The organism is Stutzerimonas sp. LR2 (assembly GCF_055755175.1).
Window position 1 is genome coordinate 92,054 of sequence record NZ_JBVTRR010000001.1, and the last position, 23,747, is coordinate 115,800.

At 64.2% G+C, this 23,747-nt stretch carries 18 protein-coding genes; 8 read left to right on the forward strand and 10 right to left on the reverse strand.

The window, feature by feature from the left end; genetic code table 11:
* Positions 1–116: 116 nt before the first annotated feature.
* A complete protein-coding gene (locus ACVRRC_RS00435; RefSeq protein WP_472996497.1) occupies positions 117–2,540 on the forward strand; it encodes a penicillin-binding protein 1A in 2,424 nt (807 codons plus the stop codon).
* 66 nt (positions 2,541–2,606) lie between these two features.
* Here the strand turns inward: ACVRRC_RS00435 and ACVRRC_RS00440 are convergent, their stop codons facing one another.
* The 3 genes from ACVRRC_RS00440 to rpmE form a co-directional block, all read right to left on the reverse strand.
* Positions 2,607–3,875, reverse strand: a complete 1,269-nt coding sequence (locus ACVRRC_RS00440; RefSeq protein ID WP_011911783.1) for a malic enzyme-like NAD(P)-binding protein — start codon at positions 3,873–3,875, stop codon at positions 2,607–2,609.
* A 141-nt stretch (positions 3,876–4,016) separates the two neighbouring features.
* The gene (locus ACVRRC_RS00445; RefSeq protein WP_407042658.1) at positions 4,017–4,811 is read right to left on the reverse strand and encodes a thermonuclease family protein; all 795 of its coding nucleotides are present in this window, start codon (positions 4,809–4,811) and stop codon (positions 4,017–4,019) included.
* Positions 4,812–4,831: 20 nt separating this feature from the next.
* A complete protein-coding gene (gene rpmE / locus ACVRRC_RS00450; protein WP_003301052.1) occupies positions 4,832–5,044 on the reverse strand; it encodes a 50S ribosomal protein L31 in 213 nt (70 codons plus the stop codon).
* A gap of 194 nt (positions 5,045–5,238) precedes the next feature.
* Between rpmE and ACVRRC_RS00455 the strand changes: the two genes are divergently transcribed.
* The 3 genes from ACVRRC_RS00455 to ACVRRC_RS00465 all read left to right on the forward strand — a co-directional run bounded on the left by ACVRRC_RS00455 (position 5,239) and on the right by ACVRRC_RS00465 (position 9,981).
* Positions 5,239–7,461, forward strand: a complete 2,223-nt coding sequence (locus tag ACVRRC_RS00455) for a primosomal protein N' (RefSeq protein WP_061373874.1) — start codon at positions 5,239–5,241, stop codon at positions 7,459–7,461.
* A gap of 114 nt (positions 7,462–7,575) precedes the next feature.
* Complete coding sequence (argS, locus tag ACVRRC_RS00460; protein WP_045159366.1) at positions 7,576–9,315, forward strand: arginine--tRNA ligase; 1,740 nt, start codon at positions 7,576–7,578, stop codon at positions 9,313–9,315.
* Entirely contained in the window at positions 9,316–9,981 is a 666-nt protein-coding gene (locus ACVRRC_RS00465) for an SPOR domain-containing protein (RefSeq protein ID WP_472996499.1), read from the forward strand. It begins immediately after the preceding gene.
* A 54-nt stretch (positions 9,982–10,035) separates the two neighbouring features.
* Here the strand turns inward: ACVRRC_RS00465 and ACVRRC_RS00470 are convergent, their stop codons facing one another.
* The 4 genes from ACVRRC_RS00470 to trxA form a co-directional block, all read right to left on the reverse strand.
* Positions 10,036–11,007 carry a CDP-6-deoxy-delta-3,4-glucoseen reductase gene (locus tag ACVRRC_RS00470; RefSeq protein WP_048328479.1) on the reverse strand — a complete coding sequence of 324 codons (972 nt, stop codon included), beginning with the start codon at positions 11,005–11,007 and terminating at the stop codon, positions 10,036–10,038.
* Positions 11,008–11,080: 73 nt separating this feature from the next.
* Positions 11,081–12,547 (reverse strand): 4-hydroxy-3-polyprenylbenzoate decarboxylase, encoded by a 1,467-nt coding sequence (gene ubiD, locus ACVRRC_RS00475; protein ID WP_045632881.1) that lies wholly within the window; start codon positions 12,545–12,547, stop codon positions 11,081–11,083.
* A gap of 123 nt (positions 12,548–12,670) precedes the next feature.
* The gene (gene rho, locus ACVRRC_RS00480; RefSeq protein ID WP_011911776.1) at positions 12,671–13,930 is read right to left on the reverse strand and encodes a transcription termination factor Rho; all 1,260 of its coding nucleotides are present in this window, start codon (positions 13,928–13,930) and stop codon (positions 12,671–12,673) included.
* A 233-nt stretch (positions 13,931–14,163) separates the two neighbouring features.
* The gene (gene trxA, locus ACVRRC_RS00485; protein WP_013981643.1) at positions 14,164–14,490 is read right to left on the reverse strand and encodes a thioredoxin TrxA; all 327 of its coding nucleotides are present in this window, start codon (positions 14,488–14,490) and stop codon (positions 14,164–14,166) included.
* A 183-nt stretch (positions 14,491–14,673) separates the two neighbouring features.
* On the opposite strand from trxA, the gene ppx reads away from it, so the two are divergent.
* Positions 14,674–16,176 carry an exopolyphosphatase gene (gene ppx, locus ACVRRC_RS00490; RefSeq protein WP_102839576.1) on the forward strand — a complete coding sequence of 501 codons (1,503 nt, stop codon included), beginning with the start codon at positions 14,674–14,676 and terminating at the stop codon, positions 16,174–16,176.
* A 55-nt stretch (positions 16,177–16,231) separates the two neighbouring features.
* On the opposite strand, the gene ppk1 is transcribed toward ppx, so the two are convergent.
* Positions 16,232–18,448 carry a polyphosphate kinase 1 gene (ppk1, locus tag ACVRRC_RS00495; protein WP_019405691.1) on the reverse strand — a complete coding sequence of 739 codons (2,217 nt, stop codon included), beginning with the start codon at positions 18,446–18,448 and terminating at the stop codon, positions 16,232–16,234.
* Between the two features lie 20 nt (positions 18,449–18,468).
* Complete coding sequence (hemB, locus tag ACVRRC_RS00500; protein ID WP_011911773.1) at positions 18,469–19,482, reverse strand: porphobilinogen synthase; 1,014 nt, start codon at positions 19,480–19,482, stop codon at positions 18,469–18,471.
* Between the two features lie 303 nt (positions 19,483–19,785).
* Here hemB and elbB point away from each other — a divergent pair, with 303 nt between their 5' ends.
* The 3 genes from elbB to ACVRRC_RS00515 all read left to right on the forward strand — a co-directional run bounded on the left by elbB (position 19,786) and on the right by ACVRRC_RS00515 (position 23,307).
* Positions 19,786–20,451: an isoprenoid biosynthesis glyoxalase ElbB gene (elbB, locus tag ACVRRC_RS00505; RefSeq protein WP_011911772.1), complete on the forward strand. Its 666-nt coding sequence runs from the start codon at positions 19,786–19,788 to the stop codon at positions 20,449–20,451.
* 144 nt (positions 20,452–20,595) lie between these two features.
* Positions 20,596–21,063 carry a thioesterase family protein gene (locus ACVRRC_RS00510; RefSeq protein ID WP_013981640.1) on the forward strand — a complete coding sequence of 156 codons (468 nt, stop codon included), beginning with the start codon at positions 20,596–20,598 and terminating at the stop codon, positions 21,061–21,063.
* 111 nt (positions 21,064–21,174) lie between these two features.
* Entirely contained in the window at positions 21,175–23,307 is a 2,133-nt protein-coding gene (locus ACVRRC_RS00515; RefSeq protein ID WP_472996501.1) for a putative bifunctional diguanylate cyclase/phosphodiesterase, read from the forward strand.
* On the opposite strand, the gene ACVRRC_RS00520 is transcribed toward ACVRRC_RS00515, so the two are convergent.
* Positions 23,282–23,737 (reverse strand): YaiI/YqxD family protein, encoded by a 456-nt coding sequence (locus ACVRRC_RS00520; RefSeq protein ID WP_013981638.1) that lies wholly within the window; start codon positions 23,735–23,737, stop codon positions 23,282–23,284. The genes ACVRRC_RS00515 and ACVRRC_RS00520 overlap by 26 nt on opposite strands.
* Positions 23,738–23,747 lie beyond the last annotated feature (10 nt).

The window sequence follows — 23,747 nt, forward strand, 5'->3', positions numbered from 1 at the left end:
GCCTTGACAGAAGCGCAAATGGCTACCCGGCAAAAAAAGCGCATATAATGTGAACGGTTTTCCCTTTCAGCATCGTCGCCGCTCCCCCTCCCAAATCCTGGATTCCAAGAACCCCGATGCGTTTTTTGAAATTTCTTATCTGGTCGTGCTTCGCAGTTTTTTGCGCCCTGTTGCTCAGCATCAGCGGTGCATTTCTCTACCTCAGCCCTAACCTGCCCTCGGTCGATTCCCTTCGCAGCATCCAGCTCCAGATCCCGCTGCGAGTCTACAGCGCCGATGACAAGCTGATCGCAGAGTTTGGCGAGATGCGGCGCTCGCCCATTCGCTTCGACGACATACCGCAAGCCTTCATCCACGCGCTGCTTGCCGCGGAGGATGACAATTTCGCCAATCATTATGGCGTCGACATAACCGGCCTGATGCGCGCTGCCACGCAATTATTGAAAAGCGGGCAGATTCAGACCGGTGGCAGCACCATCACCATGCAGGTTGCAAAGAATTACTTCCTGACCAGTGAGCGGAGCTTTTCACGCAAAATCAACGAAATTTTGCTGGCCCTGCAGATCGAGCGAGAGCTGAGCAAAAACGAGATCCTCGAGCTGTACGTCAACAAGATCTACCTCGGCAATCGCGCCTATGGAATCGAGGCCGCCGCTCAGGTCTATTACGGCAAGCCCATCTCCGAGCTGAGCGTTGCCCAGCTGGCGATGATCGCCGGCCTGCCGAAGGCCCCATCCGCATTCAACCCATTGGTCAATCCGGCGCGCAGCAAGGAGCGACGGGATTGGATCCTCGGTCGCATGTATCGCCTTGGCTCCCTGGATGAATCAAGCTATCGGCAGGCCCTGGCCGAACCTGAGACCGCTCGGTACCACGGAGCAACGCCGGAGCTCGACGCCTCCTATATCGCCGAGATGGCACGCGCAGAAATGGTCGGCCGCTTCGGCAGCGCCGCCTACACGGATGGCTTCAGGGTCTACACGACGGTTTCCAGCGAGCGCCAGATCGCGGCCAATAATGCACTGAACAGCGGACTGATCGAGTACGACCAGCGCCATGGCTATCGGGGGCCGGAAGCCAATCTTGCCAACGCGCCCCGCGATACCTGGCTTCAAGAACTTGCCAAGTACCGAAGCCTTTCCGGCCTGCAGCCTGCCGCGGTCACCCAGGTAGAGACTAGTGGAATCCTCGTCATCACCCGCGATGGTCAGGAACACACGGTGAGCTGGGATAGCATGAAGTGGGCCCGGCCGTACCTCGGCATCAATAGCATGGGGCCTCGCCCGCAGCGTCCGGCGGACGTGGTGAAGGCGGGAGACGTGGTGCGCATTCGCTGGCAGGACGAAGCCGCCGTGTTCAGTCAGGTTCCGCAGGCACAAGCGGCACTGGTTTCGCTCGACCCTGAGGATGGTTCGATCGAAGCGCTGGCGGGCGGTTTCTCCTTCGGGCAGAGCAATTACAACCGTGCCATCCAGGCCAAGCGCCAACCTGGTTCCAGCTTCAAGCCGTTCATTTATAGCGCCGCACTGGACGCCGGTTATACCGCGGCGAGCCTGGTCAACGACTCGCCCATCGTGTTCGTCGAGCAGGGCATGGACCGCATCTGGCGGCCGAAGAACGACAACAACACATTCCTAGGGCCGATCCGCATGCGCGAAGCGCTGTACAAGTCCAGGAACTTGGTGTCGATTCGGCTGCTGCAAACCATGGGGGTCGACTACACGATCAACTACATCACCCGCTTCGGCTTCAACGCGCAGGACCTGCCGCGCAATCTTTCCCTGGCGCTAGGCACGGCAACGCTCACGCCAATGGAGATCGCCACCGGCTGGACCACCTTCGCCAACGGCGGCTACAAGATCGAGCCCTACCTGATCCAGCGAATAGAGGATCGCGAGGGCAACCTGCTGTTCGAAGCCAATCCGGCACGCGTCCCGCCGCGAGAAACGCAGACTGCAGATGTCGAGGTCCATCCGGTGCAGAGCAACCCGGTCATTGCGGACGGTGAACAAATGCCAGCCGCGCCGCACTTTGCCGAACAGGTACTCGACGAACGCACCGCCTACATCATGACCAGCATGCTCCAGGATGTGATCAAACGAGGCACCGGGCGTCGCGCGCTAGCCTTGGGCCGTGACGACATCGCCGGCAAGACGGGCACGACCAACGACTCCATCGACAGCTGGTTCTCCGGCTACAACGCCGATCTGGTCACTACCGTTTGGGCCGGCTTCGATCAACCGCAAAGCCTCGGACGCAACGAGTATGGCGGAACGGTCGCGCTGCCGATCTGGATGAATTACATGGGCGCCGTGCTCAAGGACATGCCTGAGCATCCTCCGGCTGAGCCCGACGGACTGCTCAAGCTGCGGATCGATCCTGTCAGCGGCCGGGCTGCCACGCCTAGCACACCCGATGCGTACTTCGAAGTGTTCAAGAGCGAAGACTCACCACCGCCGATGGGCGAGTTCGATCCTGGCTACCAGGCGCCGGGCAGCCCGCTGCCCGCTGACGAAGCCGCGCCACTCGATCTGTTCTGATCCAGAGGCGGACTTCGCAGCCAAAAAAAACCCCGCCTCGGCGGGGTTTTTCTTTTTCAGAGCGAATCAGCCGTTGAACACATCGCCGACCGACTGCAGCGGATAGTGCGATGGGTATGGCAGCGTGGCCACACCACTCTCGATCGCCGCCTTGGCCACGGCATCCGATACCAACGTGATCAGACGCGGATCCATGGGCTTCGGAATGATGTACTCGCGACCGAACTCCAGGCTGTCCACACCATAGGCAGCGGCAACTTCGGCCGGTACCGGCAGCTTGGCCAGATCACGGAGAGCCAGCGCGGCGGCGATCTTCATCTCTTCGTTGATGCGCTTGGCACGAACGTCCAGCGCACCGCGGAAGATGAACGGGAAGCCGAGGACGTTGTTGACCTGGTTCGGGTAATCGGAACGACCGGTCGCCATGATCACGTCCGAACGGGTCGCATGCGCCAGCTCAGGACTAATCTCCGGATCCGGGTTGGAGCAAGCGAACACGACCGGATTGGCCGCCATGCGCTTGAGGCCTTCCGGGCTCAGCAGGTTGGCACCCGACAGGCCGACGAAGACATCAGCACCATCGAGCGCGTCATCCAGGGTGCGCTTGTCGGTTTCGTGGGCGAACACGGCCTTGTACTGGTTGAGGTCGTCGCGGCCGGCGTGGATCACGCCCTTGCGGTCGATCATGAAGATGTTTTCGATCTTCGCGCCCATGCTGACCAGCAGCTTCATGCATGAGGTAGCGGCAGCGCCGGCACCAAGACAGACGATCTTCGCCTGTTCCAGCGTCTTGCCGGCGATCTCCAGTGCGTTGAGCATGCCTGCCGCCGTCACGATGGCGGTGCCGTGCTGGTCGTCGTGGAAGACGGGGATGTCGCACTGCTCGATCAGCGCGCGCTCGATCTCGAAACACTCCGGCGCCTTGATGTCTTCAAGGTTGATGCCACCGAAGGTGATCGAGATGCGCTTGACGGTATCGATGAAGGCCTGCGGGCTCTCGGCGTCGACTTCGATGTCGAATACGTCGACACCCGCGAAGCGCTTGAACAGAACGCCCTTGCCTTCCATTACCGGCTTGGAAGCCAGCGGACCGAGATTACCCAGACCGAGAATAGCGGTGCCATCGGAGATAACCGCCACCAGGTTGCCCTTGCCGGTGTAGCGGTAAGCCAGCTCCGCATCGCGAGCGATTTCGCGAACCGGCTCGGCGACACCCGGGCTATAGGCCAGAGAAAGGTCACGAGCGGTGGCGGTCGGCTTGGTGAGCTCGACGCTCAACTTTCCCGGACGGGGCTGGGCATGGTATTCGAGCGCGGCAGTTTTCAGGTCAGTCATGTGGCATTTCCGCTTATTTTTACTGGGACAGACAGGCGGTCGAGCATACGCCAAGAACGAGCGCGCTCACAAGCCAACGTGCGGAGCAGGCTGTCAAGCCCAGACCCATACGACTTTTCGGGTAGAGCACTGACTGCCCGGTCAGCGTGGTAACCCGAGCATTGCGGGATGGGTCACCCGCAACATCCAGCGAGCCTGCCCTGTCCCAGCCCGTCCGCGCCGATCTACTAGCCAACCTCTGGGTTCGAGTGTCTTGCCAGCAAGCCTGGGTAGCTGCGCCAGGTCGAAGGCACTGAACGCCTGAGGCGGAATGTGAACCACCAGCGGGCCCTCCATCTCCAGCCAGTAGCCGCCGCGATTATGCTCGACCCGCTCGACCATCCCCTGCAACAAGGCGAACCCACCCTGCCTCACGGCGCGAGTCGAACGCGGCGTCAACTTGCGCCAGACACCCAGGCGAGATTGACGCGCCTGCTGCTCGGCCCGCCGGTGGCAAGCCACCAGCGTCGTATTGGGGGCGATCGCCACCATCAGGCCAAGGCCCTCGGCCAGCAAGGCCGATTCCAGATTACGGCCCTGCTCGTCATAGGCGTGAGCCAGGGTACGACCGTAGCGATCCTTTGATTCGCGCCCGGGGACCAGCCCCACCCGCCCATTACTGGCCTCGACCAGCGCGCGCAACCGGCGCTGCGCCGCCACGGCGAACGGCTCGGCCTTGCGCCCATCACGCCCCAGTTCCGGCGTGTTGATACCGATCAGGCGCACGCTTCGCCCATCGACCAGACGCAGCGTATCGCCATCGACCACCTTTGCCACGCTCACCAACGGCAGTGGCCCAGGCGAGGGACAGAACGCAAGGGCCTGCAGGCTGCAGAAGATGGAAACGAAAAAGGCGCCCACGAGGGACGCCTTTTTCATGTGTTCGGAAAACCTCATCGGATTCCCGCCGTGTCGGCTTACTTGGCGCCGAACACACCGAAACGCTGCTTGAAGCGATCGATACGGCCGCCGGTATCCAGCACCTTCTGCTTGCCGGTGTAGAACGGGTGGCACTCGGAGCAGACGTCGATGTTCAGGTTCTTGCCCAGGGTGGAGCGGGTCTTGATGACGTTGCCACAGCTGCAGGTGGCTTCGATTTCGACGTAGTTCGGATGGATATCGGCTTTCATGGTGAATCCTCTGGGATTGCGTGCCGCCACCCGACCCTATGTCGAGTACCGCACGAAGTAGGGCGCGAATCATACCAGAGCACAAAGGCGATGCAAGCGCAGGCGACCGGCGTCCCGCCACCCGGATCGCGCTATGGGACGGCGGCGAGCGCCGCGATCGTTTACCATCGGCGCTCATTATCAAGGATCACCGCGTGCCTTCCTGCATCCTCCGTCTGGCGCTGCCTTCGCCGCTGCGCCGCCTGTTCGACTACCTGCCACCGCACGGCGCAACTGCCGGCTCGTTGCAGCCGGGCATGCGCCTGCGCGTGCCGTTCGGCCGGCGCGAGGTCATCGGTGTGCTGGTAGAGCTGAGCGATCAGAGCGAAGTGCCGCTGGAAAAGCTCAGACCGGCCATCGAGCTGCTGGACAGCACGCCGCCGCTGCCGCCCGCCCTGTTCAAGCTCTGCCTGTGGACCGCCCAGTACTACCAGCACAGTCTGGGCGACACCCTGAGCTGGGCACTGCCGGTCCTGCTGCGCCAGGGTGAACCGGCCGAAGCCCGCCTGGAACGCTACTGGCGCCTGGTGGAAGGTGCCAACCCGGACGATCCCCGACTGTCGCGCGCTCCGCGTCAGCGCGAAACCCTGAGGATCATCGCGCAGCATGCCCACGGCCTGCCCCACGCCCTGTTGGGCAAACTGCAGTTGAACAAGGACAGCCTCGATCTGCTGCTGGAAAAAGGCCTGGTGCGAGTCGAATCGCGTCGCTCCAGTCCGCCGCGACAGCACAGCGGCAGCTGGCTGCTGCAGGCCGAGCTGACGATGAATGCGCAGCAGCGCGCGGCGTTCGAAGCGATCAGCGCCGGCCTTGGTGGTTTTCAGGCCTTCCTGCTGGCCGGCGTCACCGGCAGCGGCAAGACCGAAGTCTATCTGCAGCTGATCCATCGAGTGCTCGCGGCCGGCAAGCAGGCCCTGGTGCTGATTCCGGAAATCAACCTGGGCCCGCAGACACTGGCCCGCTTCGAGCAGCGTTTCAATGCCCGGATCGCGCTGCTGCACTCCAACATCAACGACCGCGAGCGGCTCGATGCCTGGCTCGCGGCGCGCGATGGCGAAGCGGACATCATCATCGGCACCCGCTCAGCCCTGTTCACGCCGATGAAGAATCCCGGCCTGATCATCATCGACGAGGAACATGACGCTTCCTATAAACAGCAGGAAGGCCTGCGCTATCACGCTCGCGACCTGGCGCTGGTCCGTGCTCGCCAGGAAAACCTGCCGATCGTGCTCGGCTCGGCGACACCCTCTCTGGAAAGCCTGCACAACGCCCACAGCGGACGCTATGCGCTACTGAAGCTGAGCCAGCGCGCCGGCAATGCCCAGCAACCGCGCTTCCTGCGGCTGGATGTGAAAAGTCGCCCCCTGGACGCCGGCATATCCGGCCCGCTGCAACAGGCCATCGGCCAGACGCTCGCAGCCGGGCAGCAGGTACTGGTCTATCTCAACCGCCGCGGCTTCGCCCCAACCCTGCTCTGCCACGACTGCGGCTGGCTCAGCCAATGCCAACGTTGCGATGCGCGCATGACCCTGCACCAGCGGCACAACGAACTGCGCTGCCACCATTGCGGGCACGTCGAGCGCCCGCCGCGCAACTGCCCCGATTGCGGCAAGGTGGACCTGCGCCCGGTCGGCGCCGGGACCGAGCGCGCCGAAGAGCGGCTTGGCGTCCTGTTCCCGGATTACCCGGTGCTGCGCATCGACCGCGACAGCACGGCGCGCAAGGGCGCGATGGAAAAGATGTTCACCACCATCAACCGTGGCGACCCCTGTCTGCTGGTCGGCACCCAGATGCTCGCCAAGGGCCACCATTTTCCCCGGGTGACCCTGGTGGCGATTCTCGATGCCGACGGCGGGCTGTTTTCCGCCGACTTCCGCGCCAGCGAACGCATGGCCCAGCTGATCGTGCAGGTCGCCGGGCGCGCCGGACGCGCGGAGGAGCCGGGCAAGGTGATCATTCAGACGCACCTGGCCGATCACCCACTGCTGGTGCAGCTGACCGACCAGGGCTATTTCGCGTTCGCCGAGCAGGCGCTGTCCGAACGGCGCGCGGCCGGCCTGCCGCCCTTCAGCCACCTGGCACTGCTGCGCGCCGAAGCGCAGAAGCCCGGCCAGGCCGAGGCCTTTCTCGACGAAGCCTGCACGCTGGCGGAGCAGACGTTTGGGCAGCTGCAGCTCAGCGGCATCGAGCTGCTCGGTCCGGTGCCGGCGCCGATGGAGCGTCGCGCCGGGCGCTACCGGGCGCAGTTGCTGCTGCAGGGCAACGCCCGTGCAGCCCTGCATCGTCTGATGGATGCCTGGGTGCCGCTGCTTGAGCAGCTGCCCGGCGGTCGCGCCGTGCGCTGGAGCCTGGATGTCGACCCGATCGATCTGTTCTGATTATGCCGTCGGAACCATGACTTTCCGGCAGCGCGAACCACACGGCTTGAAGCCGCCCCCATCACGCCCCGATAATGCCGGGTTTTCGCGCACTTCCTGCGGACCGAGCCGACCATGAAAGACAGCATTCGCCACCTGATCCAGCAAGCCCTTGTCCGCCTGACCAGCGAGGGCGTGCTGCCGGAGGGACTGACGCCCGCGATCCAGGTGGAAAACACCAAGGACAAGAGTCACGGCGACTTCGCCAGCAACATCGCCATGATGCTGGCCAAGCCGGCCGGCATGAAGCCGCGGGAGCTGGCCGAGAAGCTCATCGCCGCATTGCCCCAGGACGCGCAGATCAGCAAGGTCGAGATCGCCGGCCCCGGCTTTCTCAACTTCTTTCAGAACAGCGACGCCCTGGCCCAGCGCCTCGAAACCGCGCTGGCCGATGCGCAACTTGCCGTGCACAAGGCGAGCGCCAAGCAGCGTGTGGTGATCGACCTGTCCTCGCCGAACCTGGCCAAGGAGATGCATGTCGGGCATTTGCGCTCCACCATCATCGGCGATGCGGTGGGCCGGGTGCTGGAGTTCCTCGGCGACGAGGTGATCCGGCAGAACCACGTCGGCGACTGGGGGACCCAGTTCGGCATGCTGCTGGCCTACCTCGAGGAGAAGCCGGCCGCCGCGGAAAGCGAGCTGGCCGACCTCGAGCAGTTCTACCGCGCCGCCAAGCAACGCTTCGACGAGTCGCCCGAGTTCGCCGATCGCGCCCGTGAGCTGGTGGTCAAGCTGCAGGCGGGTGATGCCCAGTGCCTGAGCCTCTGGACGCGCTTCAACGATATCTCGCTGTCGCACTGCCAGAAGATCTATGACCGCCTCAACGTCAAGCTGACCCCGGCTGACGTCAAGGGCGAAAGTGCCTACAACGCCGACCTGGCGGACATCGTCGAGGCCCTGCGCGAGAAAGGCCTGCTAACCGAGGACAATGGCGCCCAGTGCGTCTTCCTCGATGAATTCAAGAACGCCGAAGGCAACCCGCTGCCGGTGATCGTGCAGAAGGCCGGTGGCGGCTATCTCTACGCCACCACCGACCTGGCCGCCATGCGCTATCGCAGCCAGCAACTGCACGCCGATCGCGTGTTGTATTTCGTCGATCAGCGCCAGGCCCTGCATTTCCAAATGGCCTTCGAAGTGGCCCGCCGCGCAGGCTTCGTCCATGAAGGCATGCAGCTGGAGCACATGGGCTTCGGCACCATGAACGGCGCCGACGGTCGCCCGTTCAAAACCCGCGATGGTGGCACGGTCAAGCTGATCGACCTGCTCGACGAAGCCGAGCAGCGCGCCTATGCCTTGGTCAAGGGCAAGAATCCCGAACTCGAGGAGGCCGAGCTGCGTCAGATCGCCCGTGCGGTGGGCATCAGCGCGGTCAAGTACGCCGACCTATCCAAGCATCGCACCAGCGATTACCGCTTCAACTTCGAACTGATGCTGAGCTTCGAAGGCAACACTGCACCTTACCTGCTCTATGCCTACACCCGCGTGGCCAGTGTGTTCCGCAAGCTGGGCAAGGGTATCGACGAGATCAGCGGACAGATCCAGCTGGACGCTGAGCAGGAACTCGCCCTGGCCGCCAAGCTCGCCCAGTTCGGCGAAGTGCTGAACAGTGTGGGCGAAAAAGGCGAGCCGCATCTGCTATGCGCTTACCTCTACGACCTGGCCGGGCTGTTCTCCAGCTTCTATGAGCACTGTCCGATTCTCAGTGCCGAACAGGATGCGCAAAAGCAGAGCCGCCTGCGCCTGGCTGCCTTGACCGGCCGTACCCTCAAGCAGGGCCTGGAACTCCTCGGCCTGGAACCACTGGAGCGCATGTAAGTGGCAGCAAGGAAGAAAGCCGCACCCAAGCGGGGCGCCAGCCGTTACCAGGCGCCGGCCAAGCATCCCGTGCCTGGCTGGATCTGGCTGGTCTGCGGCCTGGTCATCGGCGGATTCATCATGTTCCTGATGAGCCTCGAACCGGGCGGTGAAGAGGTCAAACGCGCCAAGGAAGCACCCAAGACCGCCGTGAAGGAACAGCCCAAGCGCACGCCGGCCACTGAGCAGCCACCCAAGCCGAAGTATGATTTCTACACCCTGCTGCCCGAGTCCGAGGTGATCCTGCCGCCGGAGGCCAAGCAGCCCGAGCCGCCGAGCGCGCCGGTCACACCGGAAGAAGCGGCGAAGATCGACGAGGCTCGCGCCCAGGCCGCACTCAATGGTCAGGTGCCACCGCCGCCACCGACCGTGGCCAAGGCGCCGGTGACGCAATTCTTCCTGCAGGCCGGCTCGTTCCGCCAACAGGCGGAGGCCGACCGGGTACGGGCGCAGATCATCCTGCTTGGCCAGGATGTGCGGGTGGAAAGCGTCAAGGTACGTGACGAGCCCTGGTACCGGGTGCTGGTCGGCCCGTTCGGTAGCCGCGAGCAGCTAAACGCTGCGCAGAAGACGCTGGCCGCCAGCGGCTACAAGAATCTACTGCTGCAGCAACGGCAAGCGCGCTGACAATAAAACGCCGGGCATGCCCCGGTGTTTTCCTAAGTTAGCGGGAAGCTCCGCTCAGCTTTCCCGGGGCGCATAAGCGAAGACATCGGCACGCATCTGATGCGGGTCCATCCCCGCGGCCACCAGCGCATCCAGCGTGCCGTACACCATCGACGGCGAGCCACTGGCATAGATATGCAGCGGCTTGAGGTCACTGAAATCCTCGCGAATCGCCTCGTGCAGCATGCCGCAGCGCCCTTCCCAGCCGCAGACGTCGCTGACCACACGGTGCAGATGCAGATTGCTCATGCCCTGCCACTCTTCCCAATGCGGCAATCGGTAGAAATCCTCCGGCCGCCGCACACCCCAGTACAGATGCACCGGATGCGGGAAACCGGCAGCCCGACAGTACTCGATCAGGCTGTGCATCTGCGCCATGCCGGTACCGGCGGCGATCAGCACCAGCGGCCCCTCCGGCAGCTCGGCCAGGTGCGTGTCGCCGAAGGGCATCTGGATTCGGGCGAAGCCCTGGCGACGCAGGAAGGCCAGCAGTTCGACGGCCGACTCCTCGCGAGCCAGCACGTGCAGTTCCAGCTCGCGGCCACTGCCCGGCGCCGACGCCAGGGAGAAGGCCGACCATTCGCCGTCCTCGCGCTGCAGCAACAGGTACTGTCCGGCGTGGTAGCGCGGCTGACGCCCGGCCGGCAGGCGCAAGCGCAGGCGCACCACGTCGCCCCCCACATCCTCGTAGCCGCTGATCTGACAGCTCAGCTCGCGCACCGGCAGCTCGCCGGGTGCCAGCACGCCATCCCAGAGCAGCACACAGTCTTCCAGCGGCTCGGCCAGGCAGGCCAGCAGCTCGCCATGATCCCGCACCTCGCCGGCCTGCTGCACACTGCCCTCGACCAGCAGCGAGGCGCAGATATGACAATTGCCGTTGCGGCAGCTCTGCGGGCATTCGTAGCCCAGCCGCTTGGCTGCATCGAGGAGGCGTTCGCCGGGGCGTACATCGAGCACGGCGCCGGAGGGCTGCAAGGTCACTTTCATCTGCACGTCTTTTCTGTGAACGGGATAACCCGCCAAGGCTTCGGACGGGCTCGGGCCCGCCTCTTCGGTTATGTCAGTCGATACCCAGCTGCGACCAGAGTTCATCGACCCGCCGCTTTACTGCCGGATCCTGGACGATGGCCCGCCCCCACTCACGGCTGGTCTCGCCCGGCCACTTGTGTGTCGCATCCAGGCCCATCTTCGAGCCCAGCCCGGAGATCGGTGAAGCGAAATCCAGGTAGTCGATCGGCGTGTTGTCGATCATCACCGTGTCGCGCTTGGGGTCCATGCGCGTAGTGATGGCCCAGATCACGTCGTTCCAGTCGCGGGCATTGATGTCGTCATCGGTGACAATGACGAACTTGGTGTACATGAACTGCCGCAGAAAGCTCCACACGCCGAGCATCACCCGCTTGGCGTGGCCGGGATACTGCTTCTTCATCGTCACCACCGCCATACGGTAGGAGCAGCCTTCCGGCGGCAGATAGAAGTCGACGATCTCCGGGAACTGCTTTTGCAGGATCGGCACGAACACCTCGTTCAGCGCCACACCGAGAATCGCCGGCTCATCCGGCGGACGCCCGGTATAGGTGCTGTGGTAGATCGGATTCTTGCGGTGGGTGATGCGCTCGACGGTGAACACCGGGAAGCGGTCCACCTCGTTGTAGTAGCCGGTGTGATCGCCGTAGGGCCCCTCATCGGCCATCTCGCCGGGATGGATATGCCCTTCGAGGACGATCTCGGCATAGGCCGGCACCTGCAGCTCGGAGCCGATGGCCTTGACCAGCTCGGTGCGCGAGCCGCGCAGCAGGCCGGCGAAGGCGTACTCGGAGAGCGTATCGGGCACCGGCGTGACCGCGCCGAGAATGGTTGCCGGATCGGCACCCAGCGCCACCGCTACCGGGTAGGGTCGATCAGGGTACTTCTCGCACCACTCGCGGAAATCCAGCGCTCCACCGCGGTGGCTCAGCCAGCGCATGATGACCTTGTTACGGCCGATCACCTGCTGACGGTAGATGCCGAGGTTCTGCCGTTCCTTGTTCGGCCCCTTGGTGATGGTCAGCCCCCAGGTGATCAGCGGCGCGGCGTCCCCTGGCCAGCAGTGCTGCACCGGAATCTTCGTCAGGTCGACGTCGTCGCCCTCGACGATCACTTCCTGACAGGGCGCATCCTTGAGCACCTTGGGCGCCATGCTGATGACCTTCTTGTAGATCGGCAGCTTGCTCCAGGCGTCCTTCAGCCCCTTCGGCGGCTCCGGCTCCTTGAGAAAGGCCAGCAGTTTGCCGATCTCGCGCAGCTCGGAGACATCCTCGGCGCCCATGCCCAGTGCCACCCGCCCCGGCGTGCCGAACAGATTGCCGAGCACCGGCATGTCGAAGCCGGTCGGATTTTCGAAGAGCAGTGCCGGGCCTTGCCTGCGCAAGGTGCGGTCACAGATTTCGGTCATTTCCAAGACGGGAGACACAGCAGCCGTGACGCGCTTGAGCTCACCGCGTTTTTCCAGGCCGCTGATAAAGTCGCGCAGATCGCGATACTGCATGCTTGAGCCTCGCATGGGCCGGCAGGGTCGGGGCGCAGAGTTTAGCCCCAGCGCCGGGTTTTCCAAAACCTGCAGACAGACAAAGGCCGGGTTTCCCCGGCCTTGTTGGCAACAACGAATCGCTTACTTGCGCTTCATGGACATGAAGAATTCGTCGTTGGTCTTGGTGTCCTTGAGCTTGTCGAGCAGGAACTCGATGGCGGCGATCTCGTCCATCGGATGCAGCAGCTTGCGCAGGATCCAGATGCGCTGCAGCTCGTCCTCGGCGGTCAGCAACTCCTCGCGGCGGGTGCCGGAACGGTTGATGTTGATGGCCGGGAACACACGCTTTTCAGCGATGCGGCGGTCCAGTTGCAGCTCCAGGTTACCGGTGCCCTTGAATTCCTCGTAGATCACCTCGTCCATCTTCGAGCCGGTTTCCACCAGCGCGGTGGCGAGGATGGTCAGCGAGCCGCCCTCCTCGATGTTGCGTGCGGCGCCGAAGAAACGCTTGGGCTTCTCCAGCGCGTGGGCGTCGACACCACCGGTGAGTACCTTGCCGGAGCTCGGGATCACGGTGTTGTAGGCACGCGCCAGGCGAGTGATGGAGTCGAGCAGGATGACCACATCCTTCTTGTGCTCGACCAGACGCTTGGCCTTCTCGATCACCATCTCGGCGACTTGCACGTGGCGGGTCGGCGGCTCGTCGAAGGTGGAGGCCACCACTTCGCCGCGCACGGTGCGCTGCATCTCGGTCACTTCTTCCGGGCGCTCGTCGATCAGCAGGACGATCAGGTGGCACTCGGGATTGTTGCGGGTGATGTTGCTGGCGATGTTCTGCAGCATGATCGTCTTGCCCGCCTTCGGCGGCGCGACGATCAGGCCGCGCTGACCTTTGCCGATCGGTGCGCAGAGGTCGATCACGCGGCCGGTGAGGTCTTCGGTGGAGCCGTTGCCGGCCTCCATCTTCAGGCGCTCGTTGGGGAACAGCGGGGTCAGGTTCTCGAAGAGAATCTTGTTCTTCGCGTTTTCCGGCCGATCGTAGTTGATCGAGTCGACCTTGAGCAGGGCGAAGTAGCGCTCGCCTTCCTTCGGCGGGCGGATCTTGCCGACGATGGTGTCGCCGGTACGCAGGTTGAAGCGACGGATCTGGCTGGGCGACACATAGATGTCGTCCGGGCCGGCCAGATAGGAAGAATCCGCGGAGCGCAGGAAGCCGAAACCGTCCTGGAGAATCTCCAGCACGCCGTCACCGGAGATTTCCTCGCCGCTTTTCGCGTGCTTTTTCAGCAGGGAGAAAATCACGTCCTGCTTGCGCGAACGGGCCATGTTGTCGATGCCCATCTGTTCGGCCATTTCCAGCAGTTCGGTGATGGGCTTTTGCTTGAGTTCAGTCAGATTCATAGAAAGAGATCAGGAAGGATGTAGAAAGCGATTAGCTTGAGAAGCCGCGCAGCAGGAGACGAACGAGGTTCGTTGTGCTTTATGAGGCTGAAGTGCGTCGGCGACGGCATGCAGAGGGCGACGGAAGAAAGCGTCGCGTGGCCGAATTTAGCACCGTGCAGGCGAAGCGTCCACCCTGCAGATGAAAAAAGCCCCCGCATCTGCGAGGGCTTTGGAGGCGATCTTCGTCGTACTCAGATGTTGCTGTCGAGGAAGGCGGCCAGCTGCGATTTGGACAGCGCACCGACCTTGGTCGCTTCGACGTTGCCGTTCTTGAACAGCATCAGGGTCGGGATACCGCGCACGCCGTACTTCGGCGGGGTTTCCTGGTTCTCGTCGATGTTCAGCTTGCAGACCTTCAGACGGCCCTCATAGTCCTTGGCGATCTCGTCGAGTACCGGCGCGATCATCTTGCAGGGGCCACACCACTCGGCCCAGTAGTCAACCAGCACGGGACCGTCGGCCTGGAGGACGTCCTGCTCGAAGCTGCTGTCGCTGACATTGTTGATGTAGTCGCTCATGGATTTTCTCCAGGGTCGGAACGGAAAGGTCGCCATCATAGCCCTACTGCGTGCGGACCGAAAGCTGCAGACCGGTCGGCGGCCGACGAGCGCCCGTCTGGAGCAGGCCGCTGCGGCGATGACTGCGTTGGCGGATGGGGTCGATCGTGTCAGGATGTCGGGGTTTTGCATCGAGACCGCCCAATGCGCCAGAACACCGCTGAATCCTTTCCCATGATCGCCGCCCTGGATCTGGGCTCGAACAGTTTTCACATGGTGCTCGCGCGCACCAGCAACGGTGAAATGCGCATCCTCGAACGACTCGGCGAAAAGGTGCAGCTGGCTGCCGGCATCGACGAGAACCGCCTGCTCGACGAGGCCGCCATGCAGCGTGGCCTGGACTGCCTGCGGCGCTTCGCGCAGATGGTCAACCACCTGCCCCAGGGCGCGGTACGCATCGTCGGTACCAATGCCCTGCGCGAGGCGCGCAACCGCGCCACCTTCATTCGCCGCGCCGAAGAGATCATCAACCATCAGGTGGAAGTCATTTCCGGCCGCGAAGAGGCGCGCCTGATCTACCTCGGCGTGTCACATACCGTTCCGGCCAGTCAGGGCCGGCGCCTGGTCGCCGACATCGGCGGCGGCAGCACCGAGTTCATCATCGGCGAAGGCTTCGAGTCGCAGCTGCGTGAAAGCCTGCAGATGGGCTGCGTGAGCTATACCCAGCGCTTCTTCCGAGACGGCAAGATCACCCCGGCGCGCTACGCCCAGGCCTACACGGCGGCACGCGTCGAATTGATGGGTATCGAACACGGCCTGCGCCGGCTTGGCTGGCAGGAATCCATCGGCGCGTCCGGCACCATTCGCGCCGTCGGGCTGGCGATCAAGAGCGGTGGTTTCGGCAACGGTGAGGTCAACGCCGAAGGTATCGGCTGGCTCAAGCGCAAGCTGTTCAAGCTCGGTGACGTGGAGAAGATCGACATCGACGGCGTCAAGCCGGACCGCCGCGGAGTATTCCCGGCGGGCCTGGCGATTCTGGAGGCGATCTTCGATGCCCTCGAGATCAGCAGCATGACCCACTCCGAAGGCGCGCTGCGTGAAGGCGTGCTCTACGACCTGCTGGGTCGCCATCACGACGAGGACATTCGCGATCGCTCGCTGAGCTTCCTGATGGAGCGCTACCACGTCGACATGGAGCAGGCCGCACGGGTCGAGGCCAAGGCGCTGGAGGCCTTCGACCAGGTGGCCGAAGCCTGGAACCTTGATCAGGACTGGCACCGCGAATTGCTCGCCTGGGCCGCGCGCGTGCATGAAGTGGGTCTGGACATCGCCCACTACCATTACCACAAGCACGGCGCCTATCTGATCGAGCACTCCGACCTGCCCGGCTTCTCGCGGCAGGACCAGCTCATGCTGGCACTGCTGGTGCGCGGCCATCGGCGCAATATTCCGCAGGACAAGTTCGGTGAAACCGGGGCCGACGCCGACGCCCTGGTTCGTCTGTGCATCCTGTTGCGCTTCGCGATCCTGTTCCACCACATCCGCGGCGCCAATGCCGTCTCCGACGTGCAACTGAAGGCCGACGAGCGCAGCCTGGAGCTGATCTTCCCGATCGACTGGCTGAACGCCAACCCGCTGACCCGCGCCGACTTCGAGGCCGAAGCCGCCTGGCTCGCGCGCGTGGGCTACGACCTGCGCATGAAATGAAACAAGGGCCCGCAGGGGCCCTTGTTCATTCAGCTAACCGGCAGCCAGTCGGGACTCAACGCGTCCCGACCTGCGGTCCGGTGAGACGCTCGAGCAAGGTGCTCTGCACGTTGCGCGCGTTCTGGTTGCCGGTCGGGCTGTTGCGCACGTAGCTGCCGTCAGGCTGCAGGATCCAGCTCTGGGTGTTGTCGCTGAGGAAGCCCTCCAGCTCTTTCTTCACCCGCGTCACCAGCTTCTTGCCCTCGACCGGGAAGCAGGTTTCCACCCGCCGATCGAGATTGCGCTCCATCCAGTCCGCACTGGAGAGATAGAGTTTCTCGTCGCCATCGTTCTGGAAGTAGAACACCCGGCTGTGCTCGAGGAAGCGACCGATGATCGAGCGCACATGAATGTTGTGCGAGACCCCAGCGATGCCAGGGCGCAGGCAGCACATGCCGCGCACGATAAGGTCCACACGCACGCCGGTCTGGCTGGCCTTGTACAGCGCCTTGATCATCTTCGGATCGGTCAGTGCGTTGATCTTCAGGATGATGTGCGCCGGCCGGCCCTCGGCCGCATGCTGGGTCTCCTGGGTGATCAGGTCGAGCAGCGTCTTCTTCAGCGTGAAGGGCGCGTGCAGCAGCTTCTTCATGCGCATGGTCTTGCCCATGCCGATCAGCTGGCTGAACAGCTTGGAGACGTCCTCGCAGAGCGCGTCGTCCGAAGTCAGCAGGCTGTAGTCGGTGTACAGCCGCGCGTTGGCCGCGTGGTAGTTGCCGGTGCCCAGGTGCGCGTAGCGGCAGAGCTCGCCGTTCTCGCGACGCAGGATCAGCATCATCTTGGCGTGGGTCTTGTAGCCGACCACGCCGTAAATCACCACCGCGCCGGCCTGCTGCAGGCGGCTGGCCAGCTGCAGGTTGGATTCCTCGTCGAAGCGGGCACGCAGTTCGATCACCGCAGTGACCTCCTTGCCGCTGCGCGCCGCATCCACCAGCGCGTCGACGATCTCGGAGTTGGCGCCGGAGCGGTACAGCGTCTGCTTGATCGCCAGCACGCAGGGGTCCTTGGCCGCCTCGCGCAGCAGGTCGACCACCGGCGTGAACGACTCGAACGGGTGCAGCAGCAGGATGTCCTGCTTGTTGATCACGCTGAAGATCTTGTCGCTGTTCTGCAGGAGCTTCGGAATCGACGGGGTGAACGGGCTGTATTGCAGCTCCGGGTGGCTATCCAGGCCGGTGATGCTGAACAGCCGGGTCAGGTTGACCGGACCATTGACCCGGTACATCTCGCTCTCGCCGAGGCTGAATTGCTTGAGCAGGAAGTCCGCCAGGTGTTGCGGGCAGGTATCGGCCACCTCGAGACGCACGGCATCGCCGTAACGCCGCGAGATCAGCTCGCCACGCAGCGCGCGGGCCAGGTCCTCGACGTCCTCGGTGTCCACCGAGAGGTCGGCGTTACGGGTGAGGCGGAACTGGTAGCAGCCCTTGACCCGCATGCCATGGAACAGGTCGTCGGCGTGGGCATGGATCATCGAGGAGAGGAAGACGAAATTGTCGCCTGGACCACCGACCGACTCCGGCACGCGAATCACCCGCGGCAGCAGCCGTGGCGCCGGGATGATCGCCAGACCGGAATCGCGACCGAACGCATCGACGCCCTCCAGCTCGACGATGAAGTTCAGGCTCTTGTTCACCAGCAGCGGGAACGGATGGGTCGGATCGAGCCCGATGGGCGTGACGATCGGTGCGATCTCGTCGCGGAAATAGCGACGCACCCAGGTCTTGAGCTTGGCCGTCCAGTGCCGGCGGCGGATGAAGCGGATCTGATGTTCGGCAAGCGCCGGCAATAGCACGTCGTTGAGGATCGCGTACTGGCGGTCGACCTGTTCATGCACCAGCTCGGAAATGCGCGCCAGCGCCTGATGCGGCTGCAGACCATCGGCGCCGGCCTGCTCGCGGGCGAAGGTGACGCGCTTCTTCAACCCGGCCACGCGAATCTCGAAGAACTCGTCGAGGTTGCTGGAGAAGATCAACAGGAACTTCAGCCGTTCCAGCAGCGGATAGGACTCGTCCAGCGCCTGCTCCAGCACGCGGATATTGAACTGCAGCTGGGAAAGCTCGCGGTGGATGTACAGCGCGCTGTCATCCAGATTGGTCACCGGTGCAACCGGCGCCTCCTCGACGACTTCCGGCGGCGCGGAAGGCACCGCTACCGCTTCCGGCTCGACCACCTCCAGCACCTCGCTGACGACGGCGTCCTGCAGATCCTTTTCGCTGAGTCCCTGGTTGATCATCGCTTTGCCTCGAAAAGGGCTCACTGGCCCCGTTTTAATTGTTGTGCCGCCTGCTTGGCGAAGTAGGTGAGGATGCCATCGGCCCCGGCGCGCTTGAAGCCGACCAAAGACTCAAGGATGACGGCCTCGCTCAGCCAGCCGTTCTGGATGGCGGCCATGTGCATGGCGTACTCGCCGCTGACCTGATAGACGAAGGTCGGCGCCTTGAAGGCCTCCTTCACCCGCCAGACGATGTCCAGGTACGGCAGGCCGGGCTTGACCATGACCATGTCGGCGCCTTCGGCCAGGTCCGCGCCCACCTCGTGAAGTGCCTCGTCGCCGTTGGCCGGGTCCATCTGGTAGGTGTTCTTGTTGCTCTTGCCGAGATTCGCTGCCGAACCCACCGCATCGCGGAACGGGCCGTAGTAGGCACTGGCGTACTTGGCCGAATAGGCCATGATGCGCACGTTGTGGTGCTCGGCCACTTCCAGCGCCTCGCGGATCGCCTGGATGCGGCCATCCATCATGTCAGACGGCGCGACCACCTGAGCACCGGCCTCGGCATGGGAGAGCGCCTGCTTGACCAGCGCATCGACGGTGACGTCGTTCTGTACGTAGCCGTTGTCGTCGAGGATGCCGTCCTGGCCGTGAGTGGTGAACGGATCGAGGGCGACGTCGGTGATGATGCCCAGCTCCGGGAAGCGCGCACGCAGCGCGCGCGTGGCACGCTGGGCAATACCGTCCGGATTCCAGGCTTCGGCGGCATCCAGGGATTTCTTCTCCAGCGGCGTCACCGGGAACAGCGCCAGTGCCGGGATGCCCAGCGCCACCAGCTCCTCGGCCTCCTCGAGCAGCAGGTCGATGGACAGCCGCTCGACGCCGGGCATCGACGGCACGGCTTCGCGACGGTTCTCGCCATCGAGCACGAACACCGGGAGGATCAGGTCATCGACCGTCAGCACGTTCTCGCGCACCAGACGGCGGGAAAACTCGTCGCGACGGTTGCGGCGCAGGCGGGTGGCGGGGAACAGGCGGCTGGCAGGAACGAAACTCACAACGGACTCCTGGCCCGCAAAACGGGCGAATATGACGTTTTATAGGCCCGGCGCATGACGAAATGATGACAACGCCATGCCGCCGGACCAGCGAAATCGTCCCATTGTCGCCAGCCCCGCCCACGACTGCCAGTGCTTTGAGCGGGCGCAAAGTCGCGTGCCAGACCTGCGGCAATGAACACCGGCGAGTCAGGCGAATCCAAACCAGCATGCGGGGCTTACCTGGAACCGCCCCAGGTATTAGCATCGAGCCCATCCGCAGCGCCCACCCCAGGGCCGTTGAAACTGACCAGGAGTATCGCTATGAACAAGAAAGTCGCCGTGATCCTATCCGGCTGTGGCGTCTACGACGGCTCGGAGATCTATGAGAGCGTCATCACCCTGCTGCGCCTGGACCAGCGCGGCGTCAAGGTACAGTGCTTCGCACCGAACATTGCGCAGATGCACGTGATCAACCACCTGACCGGCGAGGAAATGCCGGAATCGCGCAACGTACTGACCGAATCGGCACGCCTGGCCCGTGGCGAAATCAAGGATCTGCGCGAGGCACGCGCCGAGGATTTCGACGCGCTGATCATGCCTGGCGGCTTCGGTGCCGCGAAGAACCTCTCCACCTTCGCCACCGAAGGTGCGAACAGCAAGGCCCTGCCGGACGTGGTGGCGCTGGTCAAGGCCTTCGCCGAGGCGCGCAAGCCGGTCGGCATGATGTGCATCGCGCCAACCATGGCCGCGGAGATCTTCGGCGCTGGCGTGATCTGCACCCTCGGCAGCGACGACGCCGACGCCGCCAAGGCGGTCGGCCAGATGGGAGCCAGCCACCAGGCCTGCGAGGTCAGCGACATCGTGGTGGACAAGCAGCACCGCCTGGTCACTACTCCGGCCTACATGCTGGCGCAGTCCATCAGTGAAGCGGCGTCCGGCATCTACAAGCTGGTCGACCGAGTGCTGGAGATGACCACCGAGGACTGAGTGTTCGAACAGACTGTAATCCCGGGGCAACCCGGGATTTTTTTTGCGCGTAAGTCGCCAAAGCCGCGGGTGCTCTTGCCGTCGACCTGTTCAGCTCGGACGACCTCGGGCAGTTTGGTCCGACCCTTTTCAGGAATGCCGACCATGAACCATGACGATGCGCTGCTCGCCGAGCAGGCCCAGGCGGTACGCCAGATGTTCGAGCGCATCCCCTTCAACCAGGCCCTGGGCATCGAACTCGATGAGATATCCACGTCGCGGGTGGTGATGCACCTGCCAATGAAGCCCGAGCTGGTCGGCAACTTCGTCCATGGCATCCTCCACGGTGGCGTGATCGCCTCGTTGCTCGACGTCGCCGGTGGCGCCATGGCGATGCTGGGCGCCTTCGACAAGCATCGTCACCTGACCATGCAGGAACGCGCCGCCCGCCTGTCCCGCCTCGGCACCATCGACCTGCGCATCGACTATCTGCGCCCCGGCCGCGGTACGCGCTTCACTGCCAGCGCGACCCTGCTGCGCTCGGGCAACAAGGTCGCGGTGGTGCGTTCGGAGCTGCACAACGAATCGGACACGCTGATCGCCGTGGGCACCGGCACTTATCTTTGCGGCTGAACGGCCGATAGGAGATTGGCGGCCGGGGTGCGCTCTCGTACACTCTGCCGAACATGGCCATGAGCCATCATCTCCACGAGGCAGGACGCCCGACAGTTCGAGTGCCGCCGCGTGTCCAGACTGCTGTTTTCCGACCTGCCCGCCGACCAGGTTGCCCTGCTCGGGCATAGCCACGACCCGCTGCTGGTCGTGCTCTCCTATCTGATCGCCAGCGCCGCGGCCTTCACCGCCCTGGCCCTGGCCAAGCGGGTCAGCCGCAGCAGCAGCCCGCGCGGGCGCGAGCTATGGCGCTGGGTCGGCGCCTTCGCCCTGGGAGGCGGTATCTGGTCGATGCATTTCATCGGCATGCTGGCCTTCCGCGCGCCGCTGGACATTCGCTACGAGCACGGCATCACCGCCCTTTCGCTACTGATCGCCGTGGCGGTGTCCTACGTGGTGATGCGCGTGCTCGGCCGCGATCACCTGAGCGTGGCGCAGTATGCCCTGGCCGGAACCGCTGCCGGCATCGGCATTGCGGCGATGCACTACACCGGGATGGCCGCGATTCGCTCGCTGGCCACGCTGTACTACGCGCCGGCGGCGTTTGCCGCCTCGGTGCTGATTGCCATTGGCGCTTCCATCGCCGCGCTGGTACTGGGCTTTCATTTTCGCACCAGCCAGAGCCGCCATCAGCGCTGGCAGCGCCTGCTATGCAGCCTGGTGATGGGTGCGGCAATCGTCTCCATGCACTACACCGGCATGCACGCGCTGACCCTGGCTGTCCCCGCCGGTCTCGTGGAGCACGCCGCGCCATTCGGCAGCCACACCGGCCAGGGCGCCCTCGCCTCGGCGATCGGCTTGGTAGCCCTGCTGGTGATCGTCACCGGCATTGCTGCGAGCTGGGCCGAACAGCGCTTCAGCGAGCAGCGCGAGGCGCTCGATCTGGCCGAGCACCAGCTCAACGCCATGACCCACTACGACCCGCTGACCAACCTTTTCAACGGCCGCGCTTTCACCGAGATGGTCACCCAGGTGCTGGCAGCACGCGAGGAGCGCCAGGCACTGGCGGTGCTGGTGGTGGACCTGGACAACTTCAAACGCATCAACGACAGCCTCGGTCACCGCAGCGGCGACCTGGCACTGCAACAGGCGGCGCAACGCATTCGCGCGGTGCTCGGTCAGCACGACATGCTGGCGCGCTTCTCCGGCGACGAGTTCTGCGTGCTCACCCTGGTCGCCTGGGAGCATGCCCAGGCGACCGCCGAGCGGATCCTCGACCAGCTGCGCCCGCCGTTCGTCCTGGGCGACACCCAACTGCGCCTGACAGCCAGCATCGGCATCAGCCAGTACCCCGAGGACGGCCTCAACTTCGATGCCCTGTTCCGTCACGCCGGCCTGGCCGTCGGGCAGTGCAAGGTCAGCGGCCGCAACCGCAGCCTGCGCTTCAATCCGGCACTGGAACTGCGCGCCCAGGAGGACCTGTCGCTGGAGCAGGACCTGCGCCGAGCGCTGAACGAGAACCTGCTCAGCGTGCACTACCAGCCCATCGTCGACGGCCGCAGCGGGCGCCCGGTAAGCCTCGAAGCGCTGGTGCGCTGGCAGCATCCGCAGCAGGGGTTCATCAGTCCGGAGCGTTTCGTCGGGCTGGCCGAACAGCATGGCTTCGTCGCCGAGCTGGACACCTGGGTGGCGCGCCGCGCCTGCGCCGACCTGGTCGGGCTGCTGGAGGAAGGCCACGATCTGCGCATGGCGGTCAACTGCTCGGCGCTCAACCTGTCCAACCCGCAGATGCCCGCGGTGGTTGCGCGGATCCTCGAACGCACGGGGCTGGAGCCCGCGCGACTGACCGTGGAAGTCACCGAGAACGCCCTGATGAACAGCCTCGGCGCGGCGATCCGCACGCTGGACGCGGTGCGCGAGCTGGGCGTGAAGGTTTCGATCGATGACTTCGGCAGCGGCTATTCCTCGCTGACCTACCTGCGTCAGCTGCCGGTCGATACGCTCAAGGTCGACCGTGCGTTCGTTCGGGAAATTGCCGAGCAGGCCAACGACCGCGCCATCACCGCAGCGATCATCGCCATGGCGCACAAGCTGGGTCTGAAGGTGGTGGCCGAAGGGGTGGAAGAGGCAGTGCAGCTCGATTATCTGCGCGAAAACGGCTGCGACTTCATCCAGGGTTACTACTACAGCCGGCCGCTGCCGTTAGCGGCGCTGCGCGACTGGCTGGCCGAGCGGCCACTCACTGCGACCGTGACAACCGCGTAAGCAAGCGGTCCAGCGCATTGGCGAACGCCTGACGGTCACGCTCGCCGTAAGCCGCCTGGCCGCCACCCACCTGCCCCTGATCCCGCAGATCGGTGAACAGGTTGCGCACCGCCAGGCGCTCGCCCATGTTGCGCTCGTCGAACTCGCGCCCGCGCGGGTCGAGCGCGGCGACCCCCTTCTTCACCAGCCGGTCGGCCAGTGGCACGTCGCTGCAGATCACCAGGTCACCGGGCTCGGCATGCTCGACCAGATAGTCGTCCGCGGCATCCGGCCCGCTCGGCACGACAATCAGACGCACGCAGGCGAACGCCGGCTTGACCTGGCTCTGCCCGGCGACCAGCAGCACCTCGAACTTGCGTTTGAGGGCGAACTTGATCACCTGATCCTTGGCTGCGCGCGGGCAGGCATCGGCGTCGATCCATACGCGCATCGTAACCGCC